At 72.5% G+C, this 20922-nt stretch carries 14 protein-coding genes; 7 read left to right on the plus strand and 7 right to left on the minus strand.

Annotated features, from left to right (window positions below):
- Window positions 1-448: 448 nt before the first annotated feature.
- Window positions 449-2263, plus strand: a complete 1815-nt coding sequence (locus ABZ930_RS39455) for a glycoside hydrolase family 3 N-terminal domain-containing protein (protein ID WP_361559732.1) — start codon at window positions 449-451, stop codon at window positions 2261-2263.
- A gap of 176 nt (window positions 2264-2439) precedes the next feature.
- A complete protein-coding gene (locus ABZ930_RS39460) occupies window positions 2440-3027 on the plus strand; it encodes a hypothetical protein (protein WP_361559735.1) in 588 nt (195 codons plus the stop codon).
- A 46-nt stretch (window positions 3028-3073) separates the two neighbouring features.
- On the opposite strand, the gene ABZ930_RS39465 is transcribed toward ABZ930_RS39460, so the two are convergent.
- From ABZ930_RS39465 to ABZ930_RS39475, 3 genes are all read right to left on the minus strand, one after another.
- Window positions 3074-4468 carry an aminopeptidase gene (locus ABZ930_RS39465; protein WP_361559738.1) on the minus strand — a complete coding sequence of 465 codons (1395 nt, stop codon included), beginning with the start codon at window positions 4466-4468 and terminating at the stop codon, window positions 3074-3076.
- 100 nt (window positions 4469-4568) lie between these two features.
- Entirely contained in the window at window positions 4569-4925 is a 357-nt protein-coding gene (locus tag ABZ930_RS39470; RefSeq protein WP_361559765.1) for a hypothetical protein, read from the minus strand.
- A gap of 160 nt (window positions 4926-5085) precedes the next feature.
- The gene (locus ABZ930_RS39475) at window positions 5086-8820 is read right to left on the minus strand and encodes an ABC transporter ATP-binding protein (RefSeq protein ID WP_361559741.1); all 3735 of its coding nucleotides are present in this window, start codon (window positions 8818-8820) and stop codon (window positions 5086-5088) included.
- A 160-nt stretch (window positions 8821-8980) separates the two neighbouring features.
- Here ABZ930_RS39475 and ABZ930_RS39480 point away from each other — a divergent pair, with 160 nt between their 5' ends.
- A complete protein-coding gene (locus ABZ930_RS39480; RefSeq protein WP_361559744.1) occupies window positions 8981-11257 on the plus strand; it encodes a glycosyltransferase family 39 protein in 2277 nt (758 codons plus the stop codon).
- Window positions 11258-11404: 147 nt separating this feature from the next.
- On the plus strand, window positions 11405-12199 hold the full coding sequence (locus ABZ930_RS39485; protein ID WP_361559747.1) for an endonuclease: 795 nt from the start codon (window positions 11405-11407) through the stop codon (window positions 12197-12199).
- Between the two features lie 6 nt (window positions 12200-12205).
- Here the strand turns inward: ABZ930_RS39485 and ABZ930_RS39490 are convergent, their stop codons facing one another.
- Entirely contained in the window at window positions 12206-13105 is a 900-nt protein-coding gene (locus tag ABZ930_RS39490) for a LysR family transcriptional regulator (protein ID WP_361559768.1), read from the minus strand.
- Between the two features lie 130 nt (window positions 13106-13235).
- On the opposite strand from ABZ930_RS39490, the gene ABZ930_RS39495 reads away from it, so the two are divergent.
- Both ABZ930_RS39495 and ABZ930_RS39500 read left to right on the plus strand, forming a co-directional pair.
- Window positions 13236-14009, plus strand: a complete 774-nt coding sequence (locus ABZ930_RS39495) for an alpha/beta hydrolase (RefSeq protein ID WP_361559750.1) — start codon at window positions 13236-13238, stop codon at window positions 14007-14009.
- A 34-nt stretch (window positions 14010-14043) separates the two neighbouring features.
- The gene (locus ABZ930_RS39500) at window positions 14044-14853 is read left to right on the plus strand and encodes an alpha/beta hydrolase (protein WP_361559753.1); all 810 of its coding nucleotides are present in this window, start codon (window positions 14044-14046) and stop codon (window positions 14851-14853) included.
- A gap of 4 nt (window positions 14854-14857) precedes the next feature.
- Here ABZ930_RS39500 and ABZ930_RS39505 read toward each other — a convergent pair whose 3' ends face one another.
- The 3 genes from ABZ930_RS39505 to ABZ930_RS39515 are packed head-to-tail and all read right to left on the minus strand — an operon-like array spanning window position 14858 to window position 19070.
- Complete coding sequence (locus ABZ930_RS39505) at window positions 14858-16531, minus strand: thiamine pyrophosphate-binding protein (protein ID WP_361559756.1); 1674 nt, start codon at window positions 16529-16531, stop codon at window positions 14858-14860.
- Between the two features lie 46 nt (window positions 16532-16577).
- Window positions 16578-17573, minus strand: a complete 996-nt coding sequence (speB, locus tag ABZ930_RS39510) for an agmatinase (RefSeq protein WP_361559771.1) — start codon at window positions 17571-17573, stop codon at window positions 16578-16580.
- A 27-nt stretch (window positions 17574-17600) separates the two neighbouring features.
- Window positions 17601-19070 (minus strand): sodium:solute symporter, encoded by a 1470-nt coding sequence (locus ABZ930_RS39515; RefSeq protein WP_361559759.1) that lies wholly within the window; start codon window positions 19068-19070, stop codon window positions 17601-17603.
- Between the two features lie 188 nt (window positions 19071-19258).
- Here ABZ930_RS39515 and ABZ930_RS39520 point away from each other — a divergent pair, with 188 nt between their 5' ends.
- Entirely contained in the window at window positions 19259-20689 is a 1431-nt protein-coding gene (locus ABZ930_RS39520) for a helix-turn-helix domain-containing protein (RefSeq protein ID WP_361559762.1), read from the plus strand.
- The last annotated feature ends 233 nt before the right edge of the window (window positions 20690-20922 follow it).

Consider the following 20922-nt stretch of genomic DNA (forward strand, 5'->3'; position numbering starts at 1 on the left):
GTTCCCCGCGCCCCTTAAGGCTGCGCTGCGCGCAGTCTCCCCTGGGCGAGCGGAGCTCGTTTCAGGGGCGCGGGGAACTGCGCGACCAGCCCCCACCGGGCCGCAGCCGAACGACAGCCCCACAAACACCCCCCGCACCAACTTCCCGGAACCCCCGAAAGGGGGGAACCCGGGCGCGGGCGCGGGCGTCAAACGGGCAAGCTGCCGGTGAGTCTCCGCAGTGCGGTGTCGGCCTCGCTGCTGGCTGCGACCGCTGACCACCCTCTCCGCCGCACACGCGGCCGGCAGCAAGCCGTCACCGGCGCACCCCCCTCCAACCGCGCCGGTGACGGCCCCTCTTCACACCCACACCCTTGACTGGCAGAAACTTTCCCCATATTCATAGCGCGCGGAAGTTTCCTTCAGTCCCGTGCAAGTGCCCGCCGCCCTCCCTCCGGAAGGAGCGCAAGTGCACCACCTCTCCAGACGTACGCTGCTCGCCGCCACCACCGCGGGTGTCGCCGCGACAGCCCTGAGCGCCGCACCCGCCCAGGCGTCCGCAGGCCCCTCCGACAAGACCCTCAAGAAGATCATCTCCGGGATGACCCTGGAGGAGAAGGTCGGCCAGCTCTTCGTGATGCGGGTGTACGGACACTCGGCCGACGCCCCGGACCAGGCCGACATCGACGCGAACCTCAAAGAGATCGGGGTGCGCACGGCCGACGAGCTGATCGACAAGTACAAGCTCGGCGGCATCATCTACTTCCAGTGGGCGCACAACGTCCGCGACCCGCACCAGATAGCCGACCTCAGCAACGGCATCCAGCGCGCCGGACAGCGCCAGCCCTCCCGAATACCGCTGCTGATCGCCACCGACCAGGAGCACGGCATCGTGTGCCGGGTCGGCAAGCCCGCCACCCTGCTCCCCGGCGCGATGGCGCTCGGCGCGGGCGGCAGCCACGCCGACGCGCGCAAGGCGGGCCAGATCGCCGGCGCCGAACTGCGCGCGCTCGGCATCGTGCAGGACTACGCGCCCGACGCGGACGTCAACGTCAACCCGGCCAACCCGGTCATCGGCGTCCGGTCCTTCGGCGCCGACCCCGACGCCGTCGCCGGGATGGTCGCCGCCCAGGTCAAGGGCTACCAGTCGGCGCACATCGCCTCGACGGCCAAGCACTTCCCCGGACACGGCGACACCGCCACCGACTCGCACACCGGCCTGCCGGTCATCACGCACACGCGGGAGCAGTGGGAGCAGCTGGACAGGCCGTCGTTCGAGGCCGCGATAGCCGCCGGCATCGACTCGATCATGACGGCCCACATCGTCGTACCGGCCCTGGACCCGGCCGAGGACCCGGCGACGCTCTCCCGTCCGATCCTCACCGGCATCCTGCGCGAACAGCTCGGCTACGACGGCGTCGTCATCACCGACTCGCTCGGCATGGAGGGCGTACGGACCAAGTACGGCGACGCCCGTGTGCCCGTGCTCGCGCTCCAGGCCGGTGTCGACCAGCTCCTCAACCCGCCCACCCTGGACGTCTCCTGGAACGCGGTCCTGACCGCCGTGAAGAGCGGCGAGCTGACGGAGGCCCGGCTCGACGAATCGATCCTGCGCGTCCTGCGCCTGAAGGCGAAGCTGGGGCTCTTCAAGGATTCCAAGAGTCTCTACGTCTCGCACGGCGACGTCGACCGCACCGTCGGGACCCGCGCGCACCTGGCCGCCGCCGACCGGATCGCCGAGCGCACCACGACGCTCCTGGTGAACAAGGAGCGGCTGCTCCCGCTCTCCCGCCGCACCCACAAGAACGTCCTCGTCCTCGGCGCCAACCCGGCCTCGCCCTCGCTCAGCGACGGGCCGCCGACCACGGTGATCGGCGCCGCCCTCACCGAACGCGGCTTCTCCGCCACGGTGCTGGCGACCGGCACGGCCCCGAGCCAGGCCGTGATCGACCAGGCCGTCGCCGCGGCGGCCGGCCGGGACGCCGTCGTCATCGGCACGTACAACGTGGCCGCGGGCAGCGCCCAGCAGAAGCTGGTGAACGCGGTCGCCGCCACCGGCGTCCCGGTCGTCACCCTGTCCCTGCGCAATCCCTACGACGTCGCCCAGCTCGGCGCCGCCGCCGCGCACGTGGCCGCGTATTCGTGGATCGACGTCGAACTGCGGGCCGCTGTACGGGTGTTGACGGGTGCGGCCAAGCCGCGGGGCAGGCTGCCGGTCCCGGTGCAGCGGGCCGACGACCCGACGCGGGTGCTCTATCCGATCGGGTACGGGCTGCGGTACTGACGCACGGTCGTACCGGCCCGCCGTACGGACAGGGACGGCTCCGTACCCCCCTGTCCGTACGGGACGTACGACCGCACTACCGGCGTACCACCCCCGATCGGGCGAAAAGCCCTCTGCGTCTCTGGCGTGCTCCGCGTCCGCGGGCCAGGCTTGGCGGGCATACCCGGGGGGCTGTCATGCGTGGGCGAGCGGTGGAAGCGGGGTGCGCGGTGCTGGTGGCACTCGCGCTGGCCGGCTGTCAGAGCGCGGCGGACGACGCGGCGAACTCCCCTTCGACGCGGGTGGCACCGTCGCCGTCCGGGTACGGGGCGGTCTTCCTGGCGGTGGACGAGTGCGGTGCGCGGGGGCGGACCTCGTTCGGCGAGGTGCCGTGCCGCAGCGAGAGCGCCGTCGCCCGGGTGCTCGCCCGTCACGACGGCGGCACGTCCGGCGGCCCGGCCTGCCCGGCCGGCACCGACTTCGTGCTGCACATCAGCGAGAACCGGCCCGCCCCGGCCCGGGGTTACGCCTGCATGCGCAATCTGGAGCCCCCGCACCCCGGTGACCCGGGCGGCGGGGGCGGGCCGCGCACCGTCGTCGGCGACTGTGTGTACGCGGCGGGCGAGGGCCAGGTCCGGGAGACGGCCTGCGACGGCTCGGGCGAGCGCGTGCCGCAGTACCGGGTGCGGTCGGCGGTGCGGGCGCGCGACCGGTGTCCGCCGTCGACGGTGCTGTACGTGACCCTGGGCGGCGGCGATCCGGTGGGGTGCGCGGTGCGGCTGTGACGGGGCGGCGGCGGAGGGCCGCCGCCCCGTCACGGCGTCGGCCGGGTCACGGCCGGAGCGTCAGCTCCCGGGCCGGGTCGATCCGGTCCAGCTTCGCGTCGTGCGGCGCCTTGGCCGTCGAACCGGAGAGTCCGGCCCACGCGAGGATCCGCTGGGTGGCGAGTTCCTTGTCGCCCGCGGTCAGCGCGGCGACGTTCGCGCCGTGGTTGGCGTGCGGCGCGGTCAGCACGTACGAGTCCTTCGCGCCCTTGCCGAGCCGGAAGCGCTCGGCGCCCCACGGGTCGTTGTCGCCGTACACGTACAGCATGCGCGTGGCGTGGTGGCGCACCCAGCCGTCCACGTCGGGCATGGCCCGCTTGTCGAACTTCATGGGGATGGAGCGCGGCACGAAGTTGCGCGGCGGCTGGTAGCCGTAGCGGCTCAGCTTGCCGAGCCAGGGCTGCTTGATGTCGGGCGAACCGAGCTGGGTGCCCGCCTGGTAGTAGTACGGCGTGTACCGCTCCAGGCCCTGGTCGGCGTAGGACGACCAGCCGCCGACGGCGTCGACGTAGTCGAAGAGGGCCTGGTCGGAGACGGTGGCCGCGTCCGGGACGTCCGCGCAGGCCGATTCGGGCTGGTACTGCCAGAAGCCCCAGACGAGGTCGAGGACGGTCGCCTCGTACGCCTTGTCCAGCGAACCGACCGTGTTCACGGTGTAGTTGTTGGCGGCGAGGTAGTCCGCGTACTTCTTCTCCAGGGCGGTACGGCGCACCAGCGTCTCGCGCTGGATCTTCTGGAGGGCGACGCGGCAGTCCTTGGGGCCGACGGACGCGAGGAAGCGGTCGTAGGCCGAGTCCTCGTCGTTCACGACGTCGTTCGGGGCGACGTAGGCGACGACGCCGTCCATGTCGCGCGGGTAGAAACGCTCGTAGTACGTGGCGGTCATGCCGCCCTTCGAGCCGCCCGTGGTCAGCCAGTTGGCGCCGTAGACCGGCTTGAGGGCCCGGTAGATGGCGTGCTGGTCGCTGGCAGCCTGCCAGATGTCCAGCTTGGACCAGTCGGCGGGCTGCGGCCGGGACGGGGTGAAGAAGCGGTACTCGACGGAGACCTGGTTGCCGTCGACGATCCGGGTCGGCTCGCTGCGCGACGGGGTCGTGGAGACGTTGTAGCCGCTGGTGAACATGACCGTCGGGCGGCTGACGTCCTTGTGCAGCACGGTGATCCGCTGCTGGAACGTGCCCTTGGACGGGTGCTTGTGGTCGACGGGCTGGGTGAAGTTCAGGACGAAGTAGCGGTACCCGTCGTACGGCTTCTCCTCGACGAGGCTGATGCCGGGTACGGCGAGCAGCCGGTCCTTGATGTCGGTGGCGTCCGCGGCGGCGGTGGCCGTCGTCGTGCCGGCCGCGGCCACCGTGCCTATCAGCACGACGAGCGACAGCAGCCATCTGAGCACCTTGCGCATACACACTCCCCTGGTGACGCGAGTACAACAGCGCCCCGGAAACTATCGGAGCGATGCGCGTACCACCAGAGGGACTTGGTGTCCGCTCAGCAGAACCGGCTCAGCACAGGATCCAGCCCGTGGCGATCGACCGGGAGCCCACCTTCCCCGTCACCCGGACGCAGCGGTGCCCGGCGTGCACGGTGACCGGTCCCGCGTGATGGGTGAAGCGGCCCGCGTCGACGACCTGGCGGTTGCCGCGTGCCTGGACGCCGACCGACATGTACTGGCGGGTGCCGCCGCGCTTGGGATAGGTGACGGCGCAGACGTAGCCGTTGTTCTTGTAGACGACCGTTTTACCGGTGGCGAAGGAGAGGGTGCGGACCTTGTGCCCGGAGCAGAGCGCGGCCGCGTGCGCGCTGCCGACGGCCGGACCGCCGAGGACCAGCAGACCCGAGCCGACCAGCGCGGCCAGCAGGAACGCGGCCGGGCGGCGCGGCCCGCGGCGTATGCCGGCGCCCGCCTCTCCGTCTCTTCGCACCAGACGTCCCTCCCGTCACATCGGCATCAGCGTACTGATGAACGGACGCGGCGCAGGGGTCGCACGGTTGCGCGAAAGCCGCAGGTCCTCCGATTCCTCACCCGCGCACGCCGACCGCGTCCGCCGCGTCGTCCTCGCCGATGAAGGTGCGCCACAGCCGCGCGTAGACGCCGTCGAGGGCCAGCAGCTCGTCGTGCGTACCGTCCTCCACGACCCGGCCGTGGTCCATCACCACGACCCGGTCGGCGCGGGCCGCCGTGGTCAGCCGGTGGGCGACGACCAGGGTCGTGCGCCGCCCGGCGAGGCGCTCGGTGGCCTGGTTGACCTGGGCCTCGGTGGCGAGGTCGAGGGCCGCGGTGGCCTCGTCGAGCAGCAGGATGTCGGGGTCGACGAGTTCGGCGCGGGCCAGGGCGATCAGCTGGCGCTGGCCCGCCGAGAGGTTGCGGCCGCGCTCGGCGACCTCGTGCAGGTAGCCGCCGTCGAGGGTCGCGATCATCTCGTGCGCGCCGACCGTCCGGGCCGCCGCCTCCACCTCGGCGTCCGTCGCCCCGGGGCGCCCGTACGCGATGGCGTCGCGGATCGTGCCGGGGAAGAGGTACGCCTCCTGCGGGACGACGCCGAGCCGGTGCCGGTACGCGGTCAGGTCGAGATCGCGCAGATCGGTGCCGTCGGCGGTGACCCGGCCGCCGGTCGGGTCGTAGAACCGGGCGACCAGCTTGACCAGGGTCGACTTGCCCGCGCCGGTCTCGCCGACGAACGCGACGGTCTGGCCCGCGGGGATGCGCAGCCGTACGCCGCTCAGGGCCACCTCGTCCGTGCCGTACGCGAAGTCGACGTCCTCGAAGGCGATCTCGCCGCGCAGGGACAGCACGTCCAGCGGCTCGGCGGCGCCCTTCGTGGAGGTCGGCTCGCGCAGCAGTTCCTGGATGCGGCCCAGCGAGACGGTGGCCTGCTGGTAGCCGTCGAAGACCTGGGAGAGCTGCTGCACGGGCGCGAAGAACAGGTCGATGTAGAGGAGGTACGCGACGAGCGCGCCGGTCGTCAGCGTGCCCGCGTCCACCCGGTGCGCGCCCACCATCAGCACGGCGGCGGCCGCCACCGAGGACAGCAGCTGCACGAACGGGAAGTAGACGGAGATCAGCCACTGGCCGCGGATCCGCGCGCTGCGGTAGCTGTCGCTGCCCGCCGCGAACCTCTCACGGCCGTCCTTCTCGCGCCGGAAGGCCTGCACGATGCGCAGCCCGGCGACGGTCTCCTGGAGGTCGGCGTTGACGACGGAGACCCGCTCGCGCGCCAGCTCGTACGCCTTGACGCTGGAGCGGCGGAAGAAGAACGTGCCGACGATCAGCGGCGGCAGCGTCACGAAGACGACGAGGGCGAGCTGCAGGTCGATGACGAGCAGCGCGACCATGATCCCGAAGAAGGTGACGACGGAGACGAACGCGGTGACCAGGCCCGTCTGAAGGAACGTCGACAGCGCGTCGACGTCCGTCGTCATCCGGGTCATGATCCGGCCGGTCAGCTCCTTCTCGTAGTAGTCGAGCCCGAGCCGCTGGAGCTGGGCGAAGATCTTCAGCCGGAGCGAGTACAGCACCCGCTCGCCGGTGCGGCCGGTCATCCGGGTCTCGCCGATCTGCGCGGCCCACTGCACGAGCACGGCGACGAGGGCCAGCGCGGACGCCGCCCAGACGGCGCCGAGCGCCAGCTGGCTGACCCCTTCGTCGATGCCGTGCCGGATGAGGATGGGGAGCAGCAGTCCGACGCCCGCGTCGACGGCGACCAGGCCCAGGCTGATCAGCAGCACGGGACCGAAGCCGCGCAGCAGCCTGCGCAGACCGTAGGAGTCCTCGGGCGTGACGGCCCGCGCCTCGTCGATGTCGGGGGTGTCGTCGGCGGGCGGCAGCGCGTCCACCTGCGCCAGAAGCTCAGGGGTGGCGGGCATCCCGGACAACGCGGAGTCCTTCGGCTCGCGGTCCCCCGTCCACAGCCTGGGGGTGACCCCGCGCTCGGCGTCGAACTCGGCGTCCAGCTCGTCGCGGACCGAGGTGTCCTCGGCGGGGGCCGTGGGCAGCGTGTGCCCCGGCGACACTCCGCCGAGCCCGTCGGGGTCGGTGAGCAGCCGCCGGTAGAGCGGCGAGTCGGCCTCCAGCTCCTCGTGCGTGCCGATGGCGGCGAGCCTGCCGCCGTCGAGGACGGCGATGCGGTCCGCGAGGTTCAGGGTGGAGCGGCGGTGCGCGATGAGCAGGGTGGTGCGGCCCGCCATCACCTGCTTGAGCGCCTCGTGGATCTCGTGCTCGACGCGGGCGTCCACGGCGGACGTGGCGTCGTCGAGGACCAGCAGGCGCGGGTCGGTGAGGATGGCGCGGGCGAGCGCGACGCGCTGGCGCTGGCCGCCGGAGAGGGTCAGCCCGTGCTCACCGACCTTGGTGTCGTACCCGGCGGGCAGCTCGGCGATGAACCGGTCGGCCTGCGCGGCGCGCGCGGCGGCCTCGATCTGCTCGTCGGTGGCGTCCGGCACCCCGTAGGCGATGTTGGCGCGCACGGTGTCGGAGAAGAGGAACGAGTCCTCCGGTACGAGTCCGATGGCGGCCCGCAGCGAGGCGAGGCTCAGCTCGCGCACATCGTGGCCGCCGACGAGGACGGCGCCGCGCGTGACGTCGTACAGGCGCGGCAGCAGCAGCGAGACGGTGGACTTGCCGGAGCCGGACGAGCCGACGACGGCGAGGGTCTCCCCGGCCCGGATCTCGAAGGACAGCCCGTCCAGAACGGGCCGGTCGCCGCCCGCGTACTCGAAGGCGACGTCGTCGAACTCGACGGTGGCCGGGGCGTCGGCGGGGAGCTCCTTGGTGCCGTCCACGAGGGACGGCTCGGTGTCGATGAGTTCGAGGACGCGCTCGACACCGGCGCGGGCCTGCTGTCCGACGGTCAGCACCACGGCGAGCATCCGGACCGGGCCGACGAGCTGCGACAGGTACGAGGAGAAGGCGACGAACGTGCCCAGCGTGATCTGCCCGCGCACCGCGAGCCAGCCGCCCAGGGCCAGCATCGCGACCTGCCCGAGCGCGGGCACGGCCTGGAGGGCGGGGGTGAACTTCGAGTTCAGCCGGATGGTGCGCAGCCGCCCGGCGAACAGCCGCCGCCCGACCTCGCGCAGCTTGCCGGTCTCCTGGTCCTCCTGCCCGAAGCCCTTCACGACGCGCACGCCGCTGACGGCGCCGTCGACGACCCCGGCGACGGCGGCGGCCTGCGCCTGCGCGTACCAGGTGGCGGGATGCAGCTTGGAGCGGCTGCGCTTGGCGATGAACCACAGGGCGGGGGCGACGGCGAGCGCGACCAGGGTCAGCGGCAGCGACAGCCACGCCATGATCACCAGAGATATGAGGAACAGCAGGAAGTTCCCGATGGTCATCGGGAGCATGAAGAGCAGGCCCTGGATGAGCTGGAGGTCGCTGGTGGCACGGCCGACGACCTGCCCGGTGGACAGCTCGTCCTGCCGCCGCCCGTCGAGCCGGGTGATCGTGCCGTACATCTCGGTGCGCAGGTCGTGCTGGACGTCGAGGGCGAGCCGGCCGCCGTAGTAGCGGCGGATGTAGGCCAGGACGTAGACGACGACGGCCGCGCCGACCAGCGCGCCCGCCCACACGCCCATGGACCGCGTGTGGTCCCCGATGACGTCGTCGATGATCACCTTCGTGATCAGCGGGACCAGCGCCATGACGGCCATGCCGCCGAGCGAGGCCCCGAGCGCGAGCACGACGTCCTTGGGATAGCGCCAGGCGTATCCCGCGAGCCGCTTCGCCCAGCCCCGCCCGACCTGTTTCTCCGCCGTCACACCGTCGCCTCTCGCCATCCTGCTGCTGTGCCGTGAGGGCCAACGCGGCGGGCGGCCGATTTCATCCCGCCGCAACAATCGGGGGCCGCGCCCCGGCTTTCACAGGTGGCCCCCAGCTTCGGCACAGCCCGCGCCCACCCGCGCCGTGCACCTTTCACTGGTGACCTCTGCGACCGAACCGCTCCCCCACGCCCCCGCACCGCCCCCGCCGGCGGCCCCGCCGACCGCGCACCGATCCCCGCGCTGGTCGCTGCCCGCGCTGCTCGGAATCCTGGCGCTCGCGGCCGTGCTGTACGCCTGGAACCTGTCGTCCAACGGCCTGAACAGCTTCTACAGCGCCGCCGTCTACAGCGGCACGCAGAGCTGGAAGGCCTGGTTCTTCGGCTCCATCGACGCGGGCAACTTCCTGACCGTCGACAAGCCGCCGCTGTCCCTGATGGTGATGGGCCTGTCCTGCCGGATCCTCGGCTTCGGCACCTGGCAGATGATGCTGCCGCAGATCGGGGCCGCGCTCGGCACGATCTGGATCCTGCACTCCTCCGTGAAGCGGGTGTGGGGCCACGCGGCCGCCGCGCTCGCCGCGCTGGTCCTGGCCCTGACCCCGATCACGGTCGCGATCAACCGGGACAACAACCCGGACACCCTGCTGCTCCTGCTGATGGTGGGCGGCGCGGCCCTCGCGCTGCGCGCCACCCGCGACGGCCGGCTCCTGCCGCTGCTCGGCTCGGCCCTCTGCTTCGGCCTGGCCTTCAACACCAAGATGCTCCAGGGCTACATCGCGCTGCCCGTCGTCTTCGCCGTGTACCTGTACGCGTCCCGGCTCGGCTGGGCGAGGAAGATCCGCGACCTGGTGCTCGCCGCCGTGGTCCTCGCGGTCTCCAGCTTCTGGTGGGCGACGGCCGTCTCCCTCGTCCCGGCCGACGAGCGCCCCTACATCGGTGGCTCCACGGACGGCTCCGCCTGGGACCTGATCATGGGCTACAACGGCCTGGGCCGGGTCCTCGGCGGCGAGGGCAACGGCGGGGGCGGTGGCGGCGGAGGCAGCTTCGCGGGCACCGCGGGCCTCGGGCGGCTCTTCAACGACACGCTCGGCGGGCAGATCTCCTGGCTGATCCCGTTCGCGGTGATCGCCCTCGTCGGCGGCCTGGTGCTGCGCGGGCGCGCCCCGCGCACCGACCTCACGCGCGCGGCCCTGGTGCTGTGGGGCGGCTGGCTGCTGCTGCACTACGTCACGTTCGCGACGGCCGAGGGCACCATGCACCCGTACTACACGACCGCGGTCGCCCCCGGCATCGCGGCGCTGTGCGGAGGCGGCGGCGTGATGCTGCTGCGCGCCTTCCGCGCCGACCGGCGGTGGGCGTGGGTGCTGCCGGTCGCGCTCGGCGTCACCGGGATCTGGGCGGTCGTGCTGCTGCGGCGGGCCTCCGGCTGGAACGGGTGGCTGTGGCCGGTGATCGCGCTCGTCATGGCGGCCGCCATCGCGGGTCTGCTCGTGTTCCGTACGGCGTCGGGCACCCGGCTGCGGCTGTTCGCCGTGGCGGTGGCGGCGGCGGTCGTCGCGTCCGTGGCGGGCCCGGCGGCGTACTCCTTCGCCGAGCCGTTCTCGTCCGGCGGGGCCGGCGGCATGGGCGGCACCAACCCGACGGCCGGGCCCACGACCGGCAACGGCATGGGCGGGCCCGGCGGTGGCGGCGGCTTCCCCGGCGGCGGCGAGATGCCCGGCGGGAACCGGCAGCAGGGCTCCGGCCAGGGCGGCGAACAGCAGGGTGGCATGCCCGGCCAGGGCGAGGGCCAAGGCCAGGGTCAGGGCCAGGGTCAGGGCAGTCAGGAAGGCGGGTTCACGCCGCCGAACGGTGGCGGGGAGATGCCCGGCGGCGGGGAGATGCCGGGTGGGGGTGAGATGCCCGGCGGGGGTGAGATGCCCGGCGGCCAGGCAGGCGGCGAGATGCCTGGTGGCGGCGGAATGCCGGGCGGCGCTTCAGGCGGCCGCACGGGCGGCGGCATGGGCGGTGGCGGCATGGGCGGCGGAATGGGCGGCTCGGTCGACAGCGACCTGATCGCGTACCTGGAGAAGCACCAGGACGGCGCCAAGTGGCTGCTGGCGGTGTCCAATTCGCAGTCCGCCGCGCAGATCATCCTCAGCACCAAGAAGCCCGTGATCTCCATGTACGGCTTCACCGGCTCGGACAAGGGCATGACCGTCGCCAAGCTCAAGAAGCTGGTGAAGAGCGGCCAGTTGCACTACATCCAGGTCGGCGAGAGCGGCATGGGCGGCGGGATGGGCGGCGGCAACGACGTCAGCTCCGCGGTCACCGCCTGGGTGAAGAAGCACGGCACGGCGGTGAAGGCGAGCGCGTACAGCAAGAGTTCGTCGTCGTCGAAGACGAGCGACTCGTCCTCGTCCCTCTACCGCCTGGACCCGTCGGACGTGAACTGACCTACGCAATGCGGTCCCTGACACTCCATCAGGGACCGCATTTGCGTCACACGATCGACGCGAAACGTTCACCCAAAGACTACGTGTCCATGTCACTCTACGCGGGTTGCCTCCAGTCAACCCGCGTAGAACGGACGGACACCCCTCATGCCCGGAATCCCCATACGCACCGCCGCGCTCACCGCCGCCGCACTGATGACGGCCGTCGCCCTCCCCCTGGTCACCGCGGGCCCCACCTCCGCGACGACCACCGACTACGACGCGACGTACTACAAGAACGCGATCGGCAAGACCGGCGCGAGCCTCAAGTCCTCGCTGCACACGATCATCAGCAGCCAGAGCAAGATCTCGTACTCCGCGGTCTGGGACGCGCTCAAGGTCACCGACCAGGACCCGAACAACAGCAGCAATGTGATCCTGCTGTACAGCGGCGTCTCGCGGGCCAAGTCCCTCAACGGCGGCGCCGTCGGCGACTGGAACCGGGAGCACACCTGGGCCAAGTCCCACGGCGACTTCGGCGAGGCGACGGGCCCGGGCACGGACCTGCACCACCTGCGGCCCGCCGACGTCCAGGTCAACAGCGTCCGGGGCAACAAGGACTTCGACGACGGCGGCAGCGCCGTCACGAACGGCGGCGGCAGCCTCACCGACTCCGACTCCTTCGAGCCGCGCGACGCGGACAAGGGCGACGTCGCCCGCATGATCCTCTACATGGCCGTCCGCTACGACGGCGGCGACGGCTTCGCCGACCTGGAGCCGAACGAGAAGGTCAACAACGGCAGCGCCGCCTTCATGGGCAAGCTCTCCGTCCTCAAGCAGTGGAGCGACGAGGACCCGCCGAGCGCCTTCGAGGAGAAGCGCAACCAGGTCATCTACGACACCTACCAGCACAACCGGAACCCGTTCATCGACCACCCGGAGTGGGTCGAGTCGATCTGGTAGCCGCGGCTACGGCGTCCCGTCGGCCGCCTCGTCGCACGCGCTCAGCAGTGCGGCGAGGCGGCGCGACGGCGGGCCGGGGCGCACCGCCAGAAACGTGGCCAGGGACGGCGCCCCGGCCGGGCCGGCGAAGGGCCGGAAGGCGATCCGGTGCGCGGGCTGCACCGCGGCCTGCGCGGCGAAGTAGACGGTCCAGCTCGCCCGGCCCGCGGCGATCGCGGCCAGGGTGTCCTGGTCCGTGGTGAACGCGGGCCCCATGACCGGCTCGAACCCCGCCGCCCGGCACGCGTCCACGACCGTGTCGACCAGATGCGGGTTGCTCTCGCGGGACGCGATCCGCAGCGGCAGCCGCGCCAGGTCGGCGAGTTCGACCCGGTCCCGCCCTGCGAGGGGATGCGCGGCGGGCAGCGCCGCGACCAGTTCGTCCCGCCACAGCGGCAGCAGTTCGAGGCCGGCGGCCCGGTCGGCGCCGCGCACGAACGTGGCGTCCAGTTCTCCGTCGCGCACCTGCTGGAGCCGGGTCGCCGTGGGGCCGCTGACCAGCTCGACCAGCAGCTTCGGCGCCCGCTCGGACAGCGCGCTCAGCACCCCGTCCAGGCGCAGGCCGAGCCCCGTGCTCGTACCGACGCGCAGGGTCGACTCCTGCTCGCCGCGCACGGCGTCCATCGCCCCGGTCACCGCCCGCTCGGCCGCGAGCAGTGCGCGGGCGTGCGGCAGCAGGGCCCGGCCCGCGTCGGTCAGCCGCACGGCCCGCCTGCTGCGGTCGAAGAGATCGACGCCGAACTCCCGCTCCAGACGCCGCACTTGCTGGCTGACCGCGGGCTGCACGATGTGCAGCCGTTCGGCGGCCCGCCCGAAGTGCAGCTCCTCGGCCACCGCCACGAAGTACTTCACCTGCCGCAGCTCCACGCCGTCCGCCCCCAGACCCCGCACCCATCACGATCCGTGATGAGTCTAGGAGTGGATCACTCATTGGTCGACGGCCGTCCGTCCGCTGGAATCACCCCATCACCCCAGCGCGTCCGGAAGGCAGCTCCTCATGGCGTACACGACGGTCAACGGCATCACCCTCCACTACGAGGACCTGGGCGCGGGCCGCCCGCTGGTGTTCCTGCACGGCTGGGGCACCAGCGGCCGGGTGTGGGACGCGCAGGCGGCCGACCTCATGGCCGACCACCGTGTGATCACGCTCGACTGGCGGGGCTGCGGACGCTCGGAGCGGCCCGCCGAGGGGTACACGCTCGCCCAACTCACCAGTGACGTGCTGGCGTTCGTCGACGCCCTCGGGCTCGACCGGCCGGTGCTGATCGGCTCGTCGATCGCGGGCGCCTTCACGATCGAGGCGGCTCTCGCGGCCCCCGACCGGATCGGCGCGATCGTCCCGGTCGACGCGGGAGTCCACCACTTCTCCGGGCTCCAGGACGCCATGGCCGAGCTGCTCACCGGCCTGCGCGCCGACCGGGCGGGGACGCTCGCCGGCTTCGTGCCGCACTGGTACCGGCCCGGCGCGAGCGCCGCGATGATCGACTGGACGGTGCGCCAGCTCCTGGAGTCGACCTTCCGCATCGACGGACTCGTCGTCGACCAGGCCGGTTACGACCCGCGCGACCGGGTGGCCGGGCTGCGCGTGCCCACCCACTTCCTGCACGGCGAACTCGACACGGAGGTCCCGCTGTCGGTGCCCCGCGAACTCGCCGCCCTGATCCCCGGCGCCCGCCTCACGGTGATCGACGGCGCGGGCCACATGGCGCAGCAGGACCAGGCCGACCGCTTCACCGCCGCCCTGCGCGCGGCCCTCGCCGACCTGCACTGATCAGCAACCCGCACCTCTCACCCAGGAGTCACGCATGCCCTTCGTCGACGTTCCCACCGCGGGCGGTATCACCAAGGCCCACTACCTCGTCACCGGCAGCGGCCCCGGCCTGGTCGTGGTGCACGGCACCGGCGCCACCGCGGAGGGCAACTGGGCCTCTCTGATGGCCGAGTTGAGCGATCGCTACACCGTCGTCGCCCCGAATCTCCAGGGCGCGGGCGAGACCAGTGACCCGGGCGGTCCGGTCGCTGTGACCGACATGGTGGCCGTCGTCGTCGCGGCGGCGCGGGACGCGGGGCTCGACCGTTTCCACCTCGTGGGCCACTCGCTGGGCGCGGTGGTCGCGACGGCGGCGGCCGCCCTGCACCCGGACGCGGTCGCCTCGCTCACCGCGCACGCGGGCTGGGTGCGCACGGACGCCCACATGGCCTTCCAGTTCGGCCTGTGGCAACAGCTCGCCGGCAGCGACCCGAACGCGCTGGCCCGGCTGATCCTGCTCACCGCGATGGGCAAGGACACGCTGCGCGGCTGGGACGAGGAGACCTTCGCGCAGGCCGCGGCCGGGTTCGCCGAGCTGATCACGGGCGCCCTGGACGGCTTCGTCCGGCAGACCGCGACGGACACCGCCGTCGACCTCACCGCCCTGCTCCCGGACATCACCGCGCCGACGCTGCTGCTGTCCAGCGCCGACGACCGCCTCGTCCCGCCGCACCACCAGCTCGACCTGGCCGAACGCATCCCACACGCCCGCCTGCTGCGCGTCCCCGGCGGCCACGGCCTGCCCGGCGAGAACCCGGAGCTGCTGACCGCGAAGGTGGCGGAGTTCCTGGACGGGCTCGGCTGACGCCCTATCCCAGGTGCGTCGGCGCGAACATCCGCAGCAGCGCGGGCAGCACGACCACGCGCGGGCCCGGCGCCGCCAGCGCCGCCGCCAGGTCCTCCCGGAGCGCCTCCGGTGTCGTGCGCACGGCCGGGACGCCGAAGGACTCGGCGAGGGCCACGTAGTCCGGCCGGGTCAGCTCGGTCGCGGTGGCCCGGCCGAAGGTGTCGTTCATGTACTCGCGCAGGATGCCGTAGCCGCCGTCGTCGACGATCAGCCAGGTGACGTTCAGGGACTCCTGCTTGGCCGTGGCGAGTTCGGCGATCGAGTACAGGGCGCCGCCGTCGCCGGAGACCGCGAGGACCGGCGTGGTCGGGTCGGCCACCGCGGCGCCGAGGGCGGCCGGGAAGCCGTAGCCGAGGCCGCCCGCGCCCTGCGCCGAGTGCAGCGGGCCCGGCCAGGCCGACCAGGCCCAGTAGGCCAGGATCGTCATGTCCCAGAAGGACGGCGCCTTGGGCGGGAGCGCGGCCCGGACGGAGGCCAACACGTCCTGTTCCAGGGTGAGTTCCTGCGACGCGATGCGTTCCCGTACGGCGGTCAGGACCTCGGTGACGCGCGCCGGGGCCTTCTCGTCCTGCCGCTCCTCGACGGTCTCCAGGAGGGCCTGGAGGGCGAGGCGGGCGTCCGCGTGGATGCCGAGCGCCGGGTGGTTGGACTCCAGCTTGCCCGCGTCGGCCTCGATCTGGATCACCCGGCCGCGCGGCGCGAACGTGTGGTAGTTCGAGGAGACCTCGCCGAGGCCCGAGCCGACGACCAGCAGGACGTCCGCGTCCTCCAGGAAGTCGGTGACGTGCCGGTCCTCCATCCAGGACTGGAGCGAGAGCGGGTGCTCCCAGGGGAAGGCGCCCTTGCCGCCGAAGGTGCACACCACCGGGGCGTTCACCTTCTCGGCGAGCGTGCGCAGCTTGCCCGCCGCGTCGGCGCGGACCACGCCGCCGCCCGCGATGATCACGGGCCGCTCGGCCTTCGCGAGGAGGTCGGCGGCGACGGCGGTCAGCTCGGGGCGCGGCACGAGCTCGTGCGGGGTGGCGTCGACCGCGGTGACCTGGGGCAGGGTGGCCTCGGCGAGGAGGACGTCCTGCGGGATCTCCACGTAGACCGGGCCGTGCGGGGCGCTCAGCGCGGACTCCCAGGCGGCGGCGATCGCGGACGGGATCTGCGACTGGGTGCGCACGGTGTGGACGGACTTGACCACGTCGCGGAACGCGGCCTGCTGGTCGCGCAGCTCGTGGAGATAGCCGTGCCGGCCGCCGCCGAGCCCGGCCACCGGCACCTGGCTGACGACCGTGAGCACCGGCGCGGAGGCCGCGGCCGCCTCCTGGAGCGCGGAGAGGGAGGTGAGCGCGCCCGGCCCCGTGGACAGGAACAGCGGCGCCACCTCGCCGGTCACCCGGCCGTACGCGTCCGCCGCGAATCCGGCGTTGTTCTCGACGCGCAGGCCCACGTAGCGCAGGTCGGAGCGGCGCAGCGCGTCGAAGAGGCCGAGGGCGTGCTGGCCGGGCAGGCCGAAGACCGTCGACGCGCCGAGCCCCGCGAGGGTCTCCACGACCAGGTCGCCGCCGGTCCGCCCGGGCGGCGGGTTGAGGGCCGCTTCGGTCTGGGCCGGGGTGGGCCGCAGGACGAGATCGTGGTCGTGGGTCATCGCGGGGCTCTCTCCTCGAAGGTGCCGGAGGTGGTCCGGTGCTGCGTCAGGCCGTGCGGGACGCCGCGATCTGCCGCGCCATGATCGTCGTCAGCTCGTACGCGGTGTGCGAGGCCGCGACGGCGGTGATCTCCGCGTGGTCGTACGCGGGAGCCACCTCGACGACGTCCGCCGATACCAGGTTGCACGATGCCAGACCGCGCAGGATCTCCAGGAGCTCGCGGGAGGTCATGCCGCCCGCCTCCGGGGTGCCGGTGCCGGGGGCGTGGGCCGGGTCGAGGCAGTCGATGTCGATGGAGATGTACAGCGGCCGGTCGCCGATGCGCTGGCGCAGCTGGTCGGCGACCTCGTCGGCGCCGCGCCGGTAGACGTCGGCGGAGGTGACGATGCCGAAGCCGAGCTTCTCGTCGTCGGTGAGGTCGCTCTTGCCGTAGAGCGGGCCGCGGGTGCCGACGTGGGAGAGGGCGGAGGTGTCGAGGATGCCCTCCTCGACGGCGCGGCGGAACGGGGTGCCGTGCGTGTACTCGGCGCCGAAGTACGTGTCCCAGGTGTCCAGGTGCGCGTCGAAGTGGAGCAGCGCGACCGGGCCGTGCTTCTTGGCGACGCTCCTGAGCAGCGGCAGCGCGATGGTGTGGTCGCCGCCGAGGGTCATCATGCGGGCGCCGGAGCCGAGGATCCCGTCGGCCGCGGCCTCGATCGTCTCGACGGCCTCGTTGATGTTGAACGGGTTCGCGGCGACGTCACCGGCGTCCACGACCTGCGCGAGCGCGAACGGGGACGCGTCCTGCGCCGGGTTGTAGGGGCGCAGGAGCCGGGACGCCTCGCGGATCGCGTTGCCGCCGAAGCGGGCGCCCGGCCGGTAGGAGACACCGGTGTCGAAGGGGACGCCCACGACGGCGACGTCGGCGGAGGCGACCTCGTCGAGGCGGGGCAGGCGCGCGAAGGTCGCCGGGCCCGCGTAGCGCGGGATGCGGGAGGAGTCGACCGGACCGACAGCACCGGTGGGACCGGCGGGAACGCGGGGCGTCTCGAAGCTGTTCATTGCGCGCATGCCTTCTTTCTTACGGGGTTACTGCGGTACGGCGACGGGGGCCGGCTCGGCGTCGGCGCCGCGTCCGGCGAGCCGCTCGCGCCAGTGGGCGAGGACGGCGGCGTCGGTCGGCCGGGTGGCCAGGGACACGACGACGTAGACGACGAGGGACGCCGACAGGCCGTAGTAGACGGGCTCGTTGGCGAGGATGCCGAACTTCACCATGAGGCCGATGACGGAGAGGCCGCCGACGACGACGGAGGCGAGGGCGCCGGTTCCGGTGCCGCGCTTCCAGATCAGCCCGCCGAGGATCGGCACGAGGAGGCCGGCGACGAGCAGGTTGTAGGCGACGGTCAGCGCCTCGACGACGTTGTTGAGGATGATCGAGGTGATGATCGCGAGGACGCCGAGGCCGAGGATGAAGATCCGGTTGCCCTTGACCTCGTCGTGCTCGGCCTCGGGTGCCGCGTCCGGCTTCACGCCGCGCAGCCGCTTCCAGATGTCGTTGTTGGCGACGGTGGCGCAGGCGATCAGGGCGCCGGACGACGTCGACATGACGGCGGCGAGCGCGGCGGCGAGCACCAGGCCGCGGACGCCGACGGGCAGCTCGTCCTTGACGATCTGGGCGAACGCCTCGTCGGCCTGGCCCAGGCCCTGCGGGTAGATGACCTTGGCCGCGGTGCCGATGACGGCGCCGCCGATCGCGTAGAGCAGGCAGTAGACACCGGAGACGGTGCCGCCCCAGCGGGCCACCTTGTCGTTGCGGGCGGTGAACACGCGCTGCCAGATGTCCTGGCCGATGAGCATGCCGAACGTGTAGATCAGCACGTACGTGAAGATCGTCTCGCCGCCGATGCCCAGCGGGTCGAAGTACGAGGTGGGCAGCGCGGCCTTCATCTCGCTGAAGCCGCCCGCCTTGACGACGGCCACCGGCAGCAGGATCAGCAGCACGCCGATCGTCTTGACGACGAACTGCACCATGTCGGTGATGGTGATGGACCACATGCCGCCGAGCGTCGAGTAGGCGACGACGATGGAGCCGCCGATGACGATCGCGAGCCAGCGCGGCACGTCGAAGAGGACGTCGAAGATCGTGGCGTACGCGATCGTGGAGGTGACCACGAGCATCAGCGTGTACGCCCACATCACGATGCCGGAGATCATCCCGGCGCTGCCGCCGTAGCGCAGGTCGAGCATCTCCGAGACGGTGTAGACCTTCAGGCGGGCGATGCGCGCCGAGAAGAACAGCGACAGCGCGAGGATGCCGAGGCCGATGGTGAAGACCATCCAGGCGCCCGACAGGCCGTACTGGTAGCCGAGGCCGACGCCGCCGATGGTGGAGGCGCCGCCGAGGACGACGGCGGCCATCGTGCCGGAGTACATGGCCGGGCCCAGGCGCCGGCCGGCGACCAGGAAGTCACTCTTGGACTTGGCGCGGCGCATGCCCCACCAGCCCATGGCCAGCATGCCGGCCAGGTAGAGGACGATCACGATGTAGTCGACGGCCATGGGGCAGCCCTCCTTCACACACTTCGGTGGCGTGTCGTGCGGGGAAAAGAAACGGATCCGGTTCGCGTCACGGGGACATCCGCCCGTACCCGTACTCACCGGTCGGGACGACACTAGGTGGCTGGAAAGCGTCGCTGAAGTGTACGTTTCCTCTACTGATCGCGTCCGAACCAGAGGAAACGCACACCATGTCCTCCCCGTCGGTGCCGTCGCTGTCCGCCGTGCCCCCGCTGTCCACCGTGCCGCTGAGCGCCCTGCTGGCCCGAACCGAGCTGGGGCTGCGGCAGCTCACCGGGCCGCCGGCCGACGGGGTGCCGGTCCACTCGGTCCACACCTCGGAGCTGTCGGACCCGAACCCGTATCTGCTCGGCGGCGAGCTGCTGCTGACGGCGGGCGTGCACGCGCCGGAGGAGACGGGGACCGACGCCTACTACGACGGCTATGTGGAGCGGATCGTCGCGGCGGGCGCCGCGGCCCTGGGGTTCGGCGTGGCGCCGGTGCACGACACGGTGCCGTCCGCGCTGGTCACGGCGTGCGAGCGGCACCGGCTCGCGCTGGTGGAGGTGCCGGAGCGGACCACGTTCAGCGCGGTCGGCCGCGCCCTGTGGGACCTGATGACCGCGGTGCGCCATCTCGAACTGCGCCGGGTCACCGAGGCGCAGCAGGGCCTGGCCACCGCGGCCGCCCGGCCCGACCCGGTCCCCGCCGTGCTGCGTCAACTCGCCCAGCGCACGGGCGGGTTCGCGGTCCTCGCCGGTCCCGACGGCACCGAGCCGCAGCGCGCCGGGACCCCGCCGTCCGAGGCGGCGGAGGCCGCCCTCGGCGACCTGCTGCGGGTGGTGCGGCCCGCGACGGCCCGGCTCTTCCCGACCCCCGCGTCGGCCTCGGACGAGGTGGCCGGTGTGCAGCTCTCGGCGTACGCGCTCGGCGGCTCCGACGGGCGGGCGCTCGGCCTCGCCACCGGGGCCCGGGCGCCCGGCGACCACACCATCGCGGGGGTCGCCGTCGTGCTGCTCTCGCTGTTGCACGGCGAGCACCGGTCGTCGGGGGACGTCCGGCGGTCGGCGGCGCTGGTCCGGCTGCTGCTCGGCGACGGTCCCGGGGACGCGGCCGGGCTGCTCGACGCTTCCGGGGGCTGGCGGGTGGTGCACGCGCAGCCGCAGGGCACCCGGCCGGTTCCGCCGCTCGGCACCCCGCTGGTCGACGCCACCGCCTCCCTGGTCCGCGCCCTCGTCCCGGCCGACCTGGACGTCGTCGCGCACGACGGGTGGACCTTGGGCGTCTCGGCGCCTGCCGGGTCCGGTGAACTTCGCTCCGCGTCGGTGCAGGCGGCCCATGCGCTGGCCCGTGCCCGGGCCCTGCGCACCCCGCTGGTCCGGCACCGCGCCGACACCGCGCCGCCCGCCCTGACCGCGCTGGCCGACCACCCGGAGCTCCGCCGGACCCTGCGCACCTGGCTCTCCCTGCACGGCAGCTGGGACCGCACGGCGAGCGCCCTCGGCGTCCACCGGAACACGGTGCGGCAGCGTATTTCCAAGTGCGGGGTGCTGATCGCGGCGGACCTGGACGACCCGGACGTCCGCATGGAGCTGTGGTTCGCGCTCCGGGACCTGCCGTAACGGGGTTCGTCCCCGGGTGCGACTTTCGTCGTGGCTGGTCGCGCAGTTCCCCGCGCCCCTGTCGGGTAGTCGGCCGACTGACGGCCGGTGGCCTCTTCTCGCGCAGTTCCCCGCGCCCCTGAAGGCATGCGCTGCGCGCCAGTTGGGCTTACAGTCGTCCCGTCCGTCTCCAACACCCCTCACATTCCTGTGAGCAGACGAGAGAGTGGCGAGCACACGGTGGACGTGCAGAA

It is taken from the genome of Streptomyces sp. NPDC046716 (genome assembly GCF_040645755.1).
GTDB lineage: Bacteria > Actinomycetota > Actinomycetes > Streptomycetales > Streptomycetaceae > Streptomyces.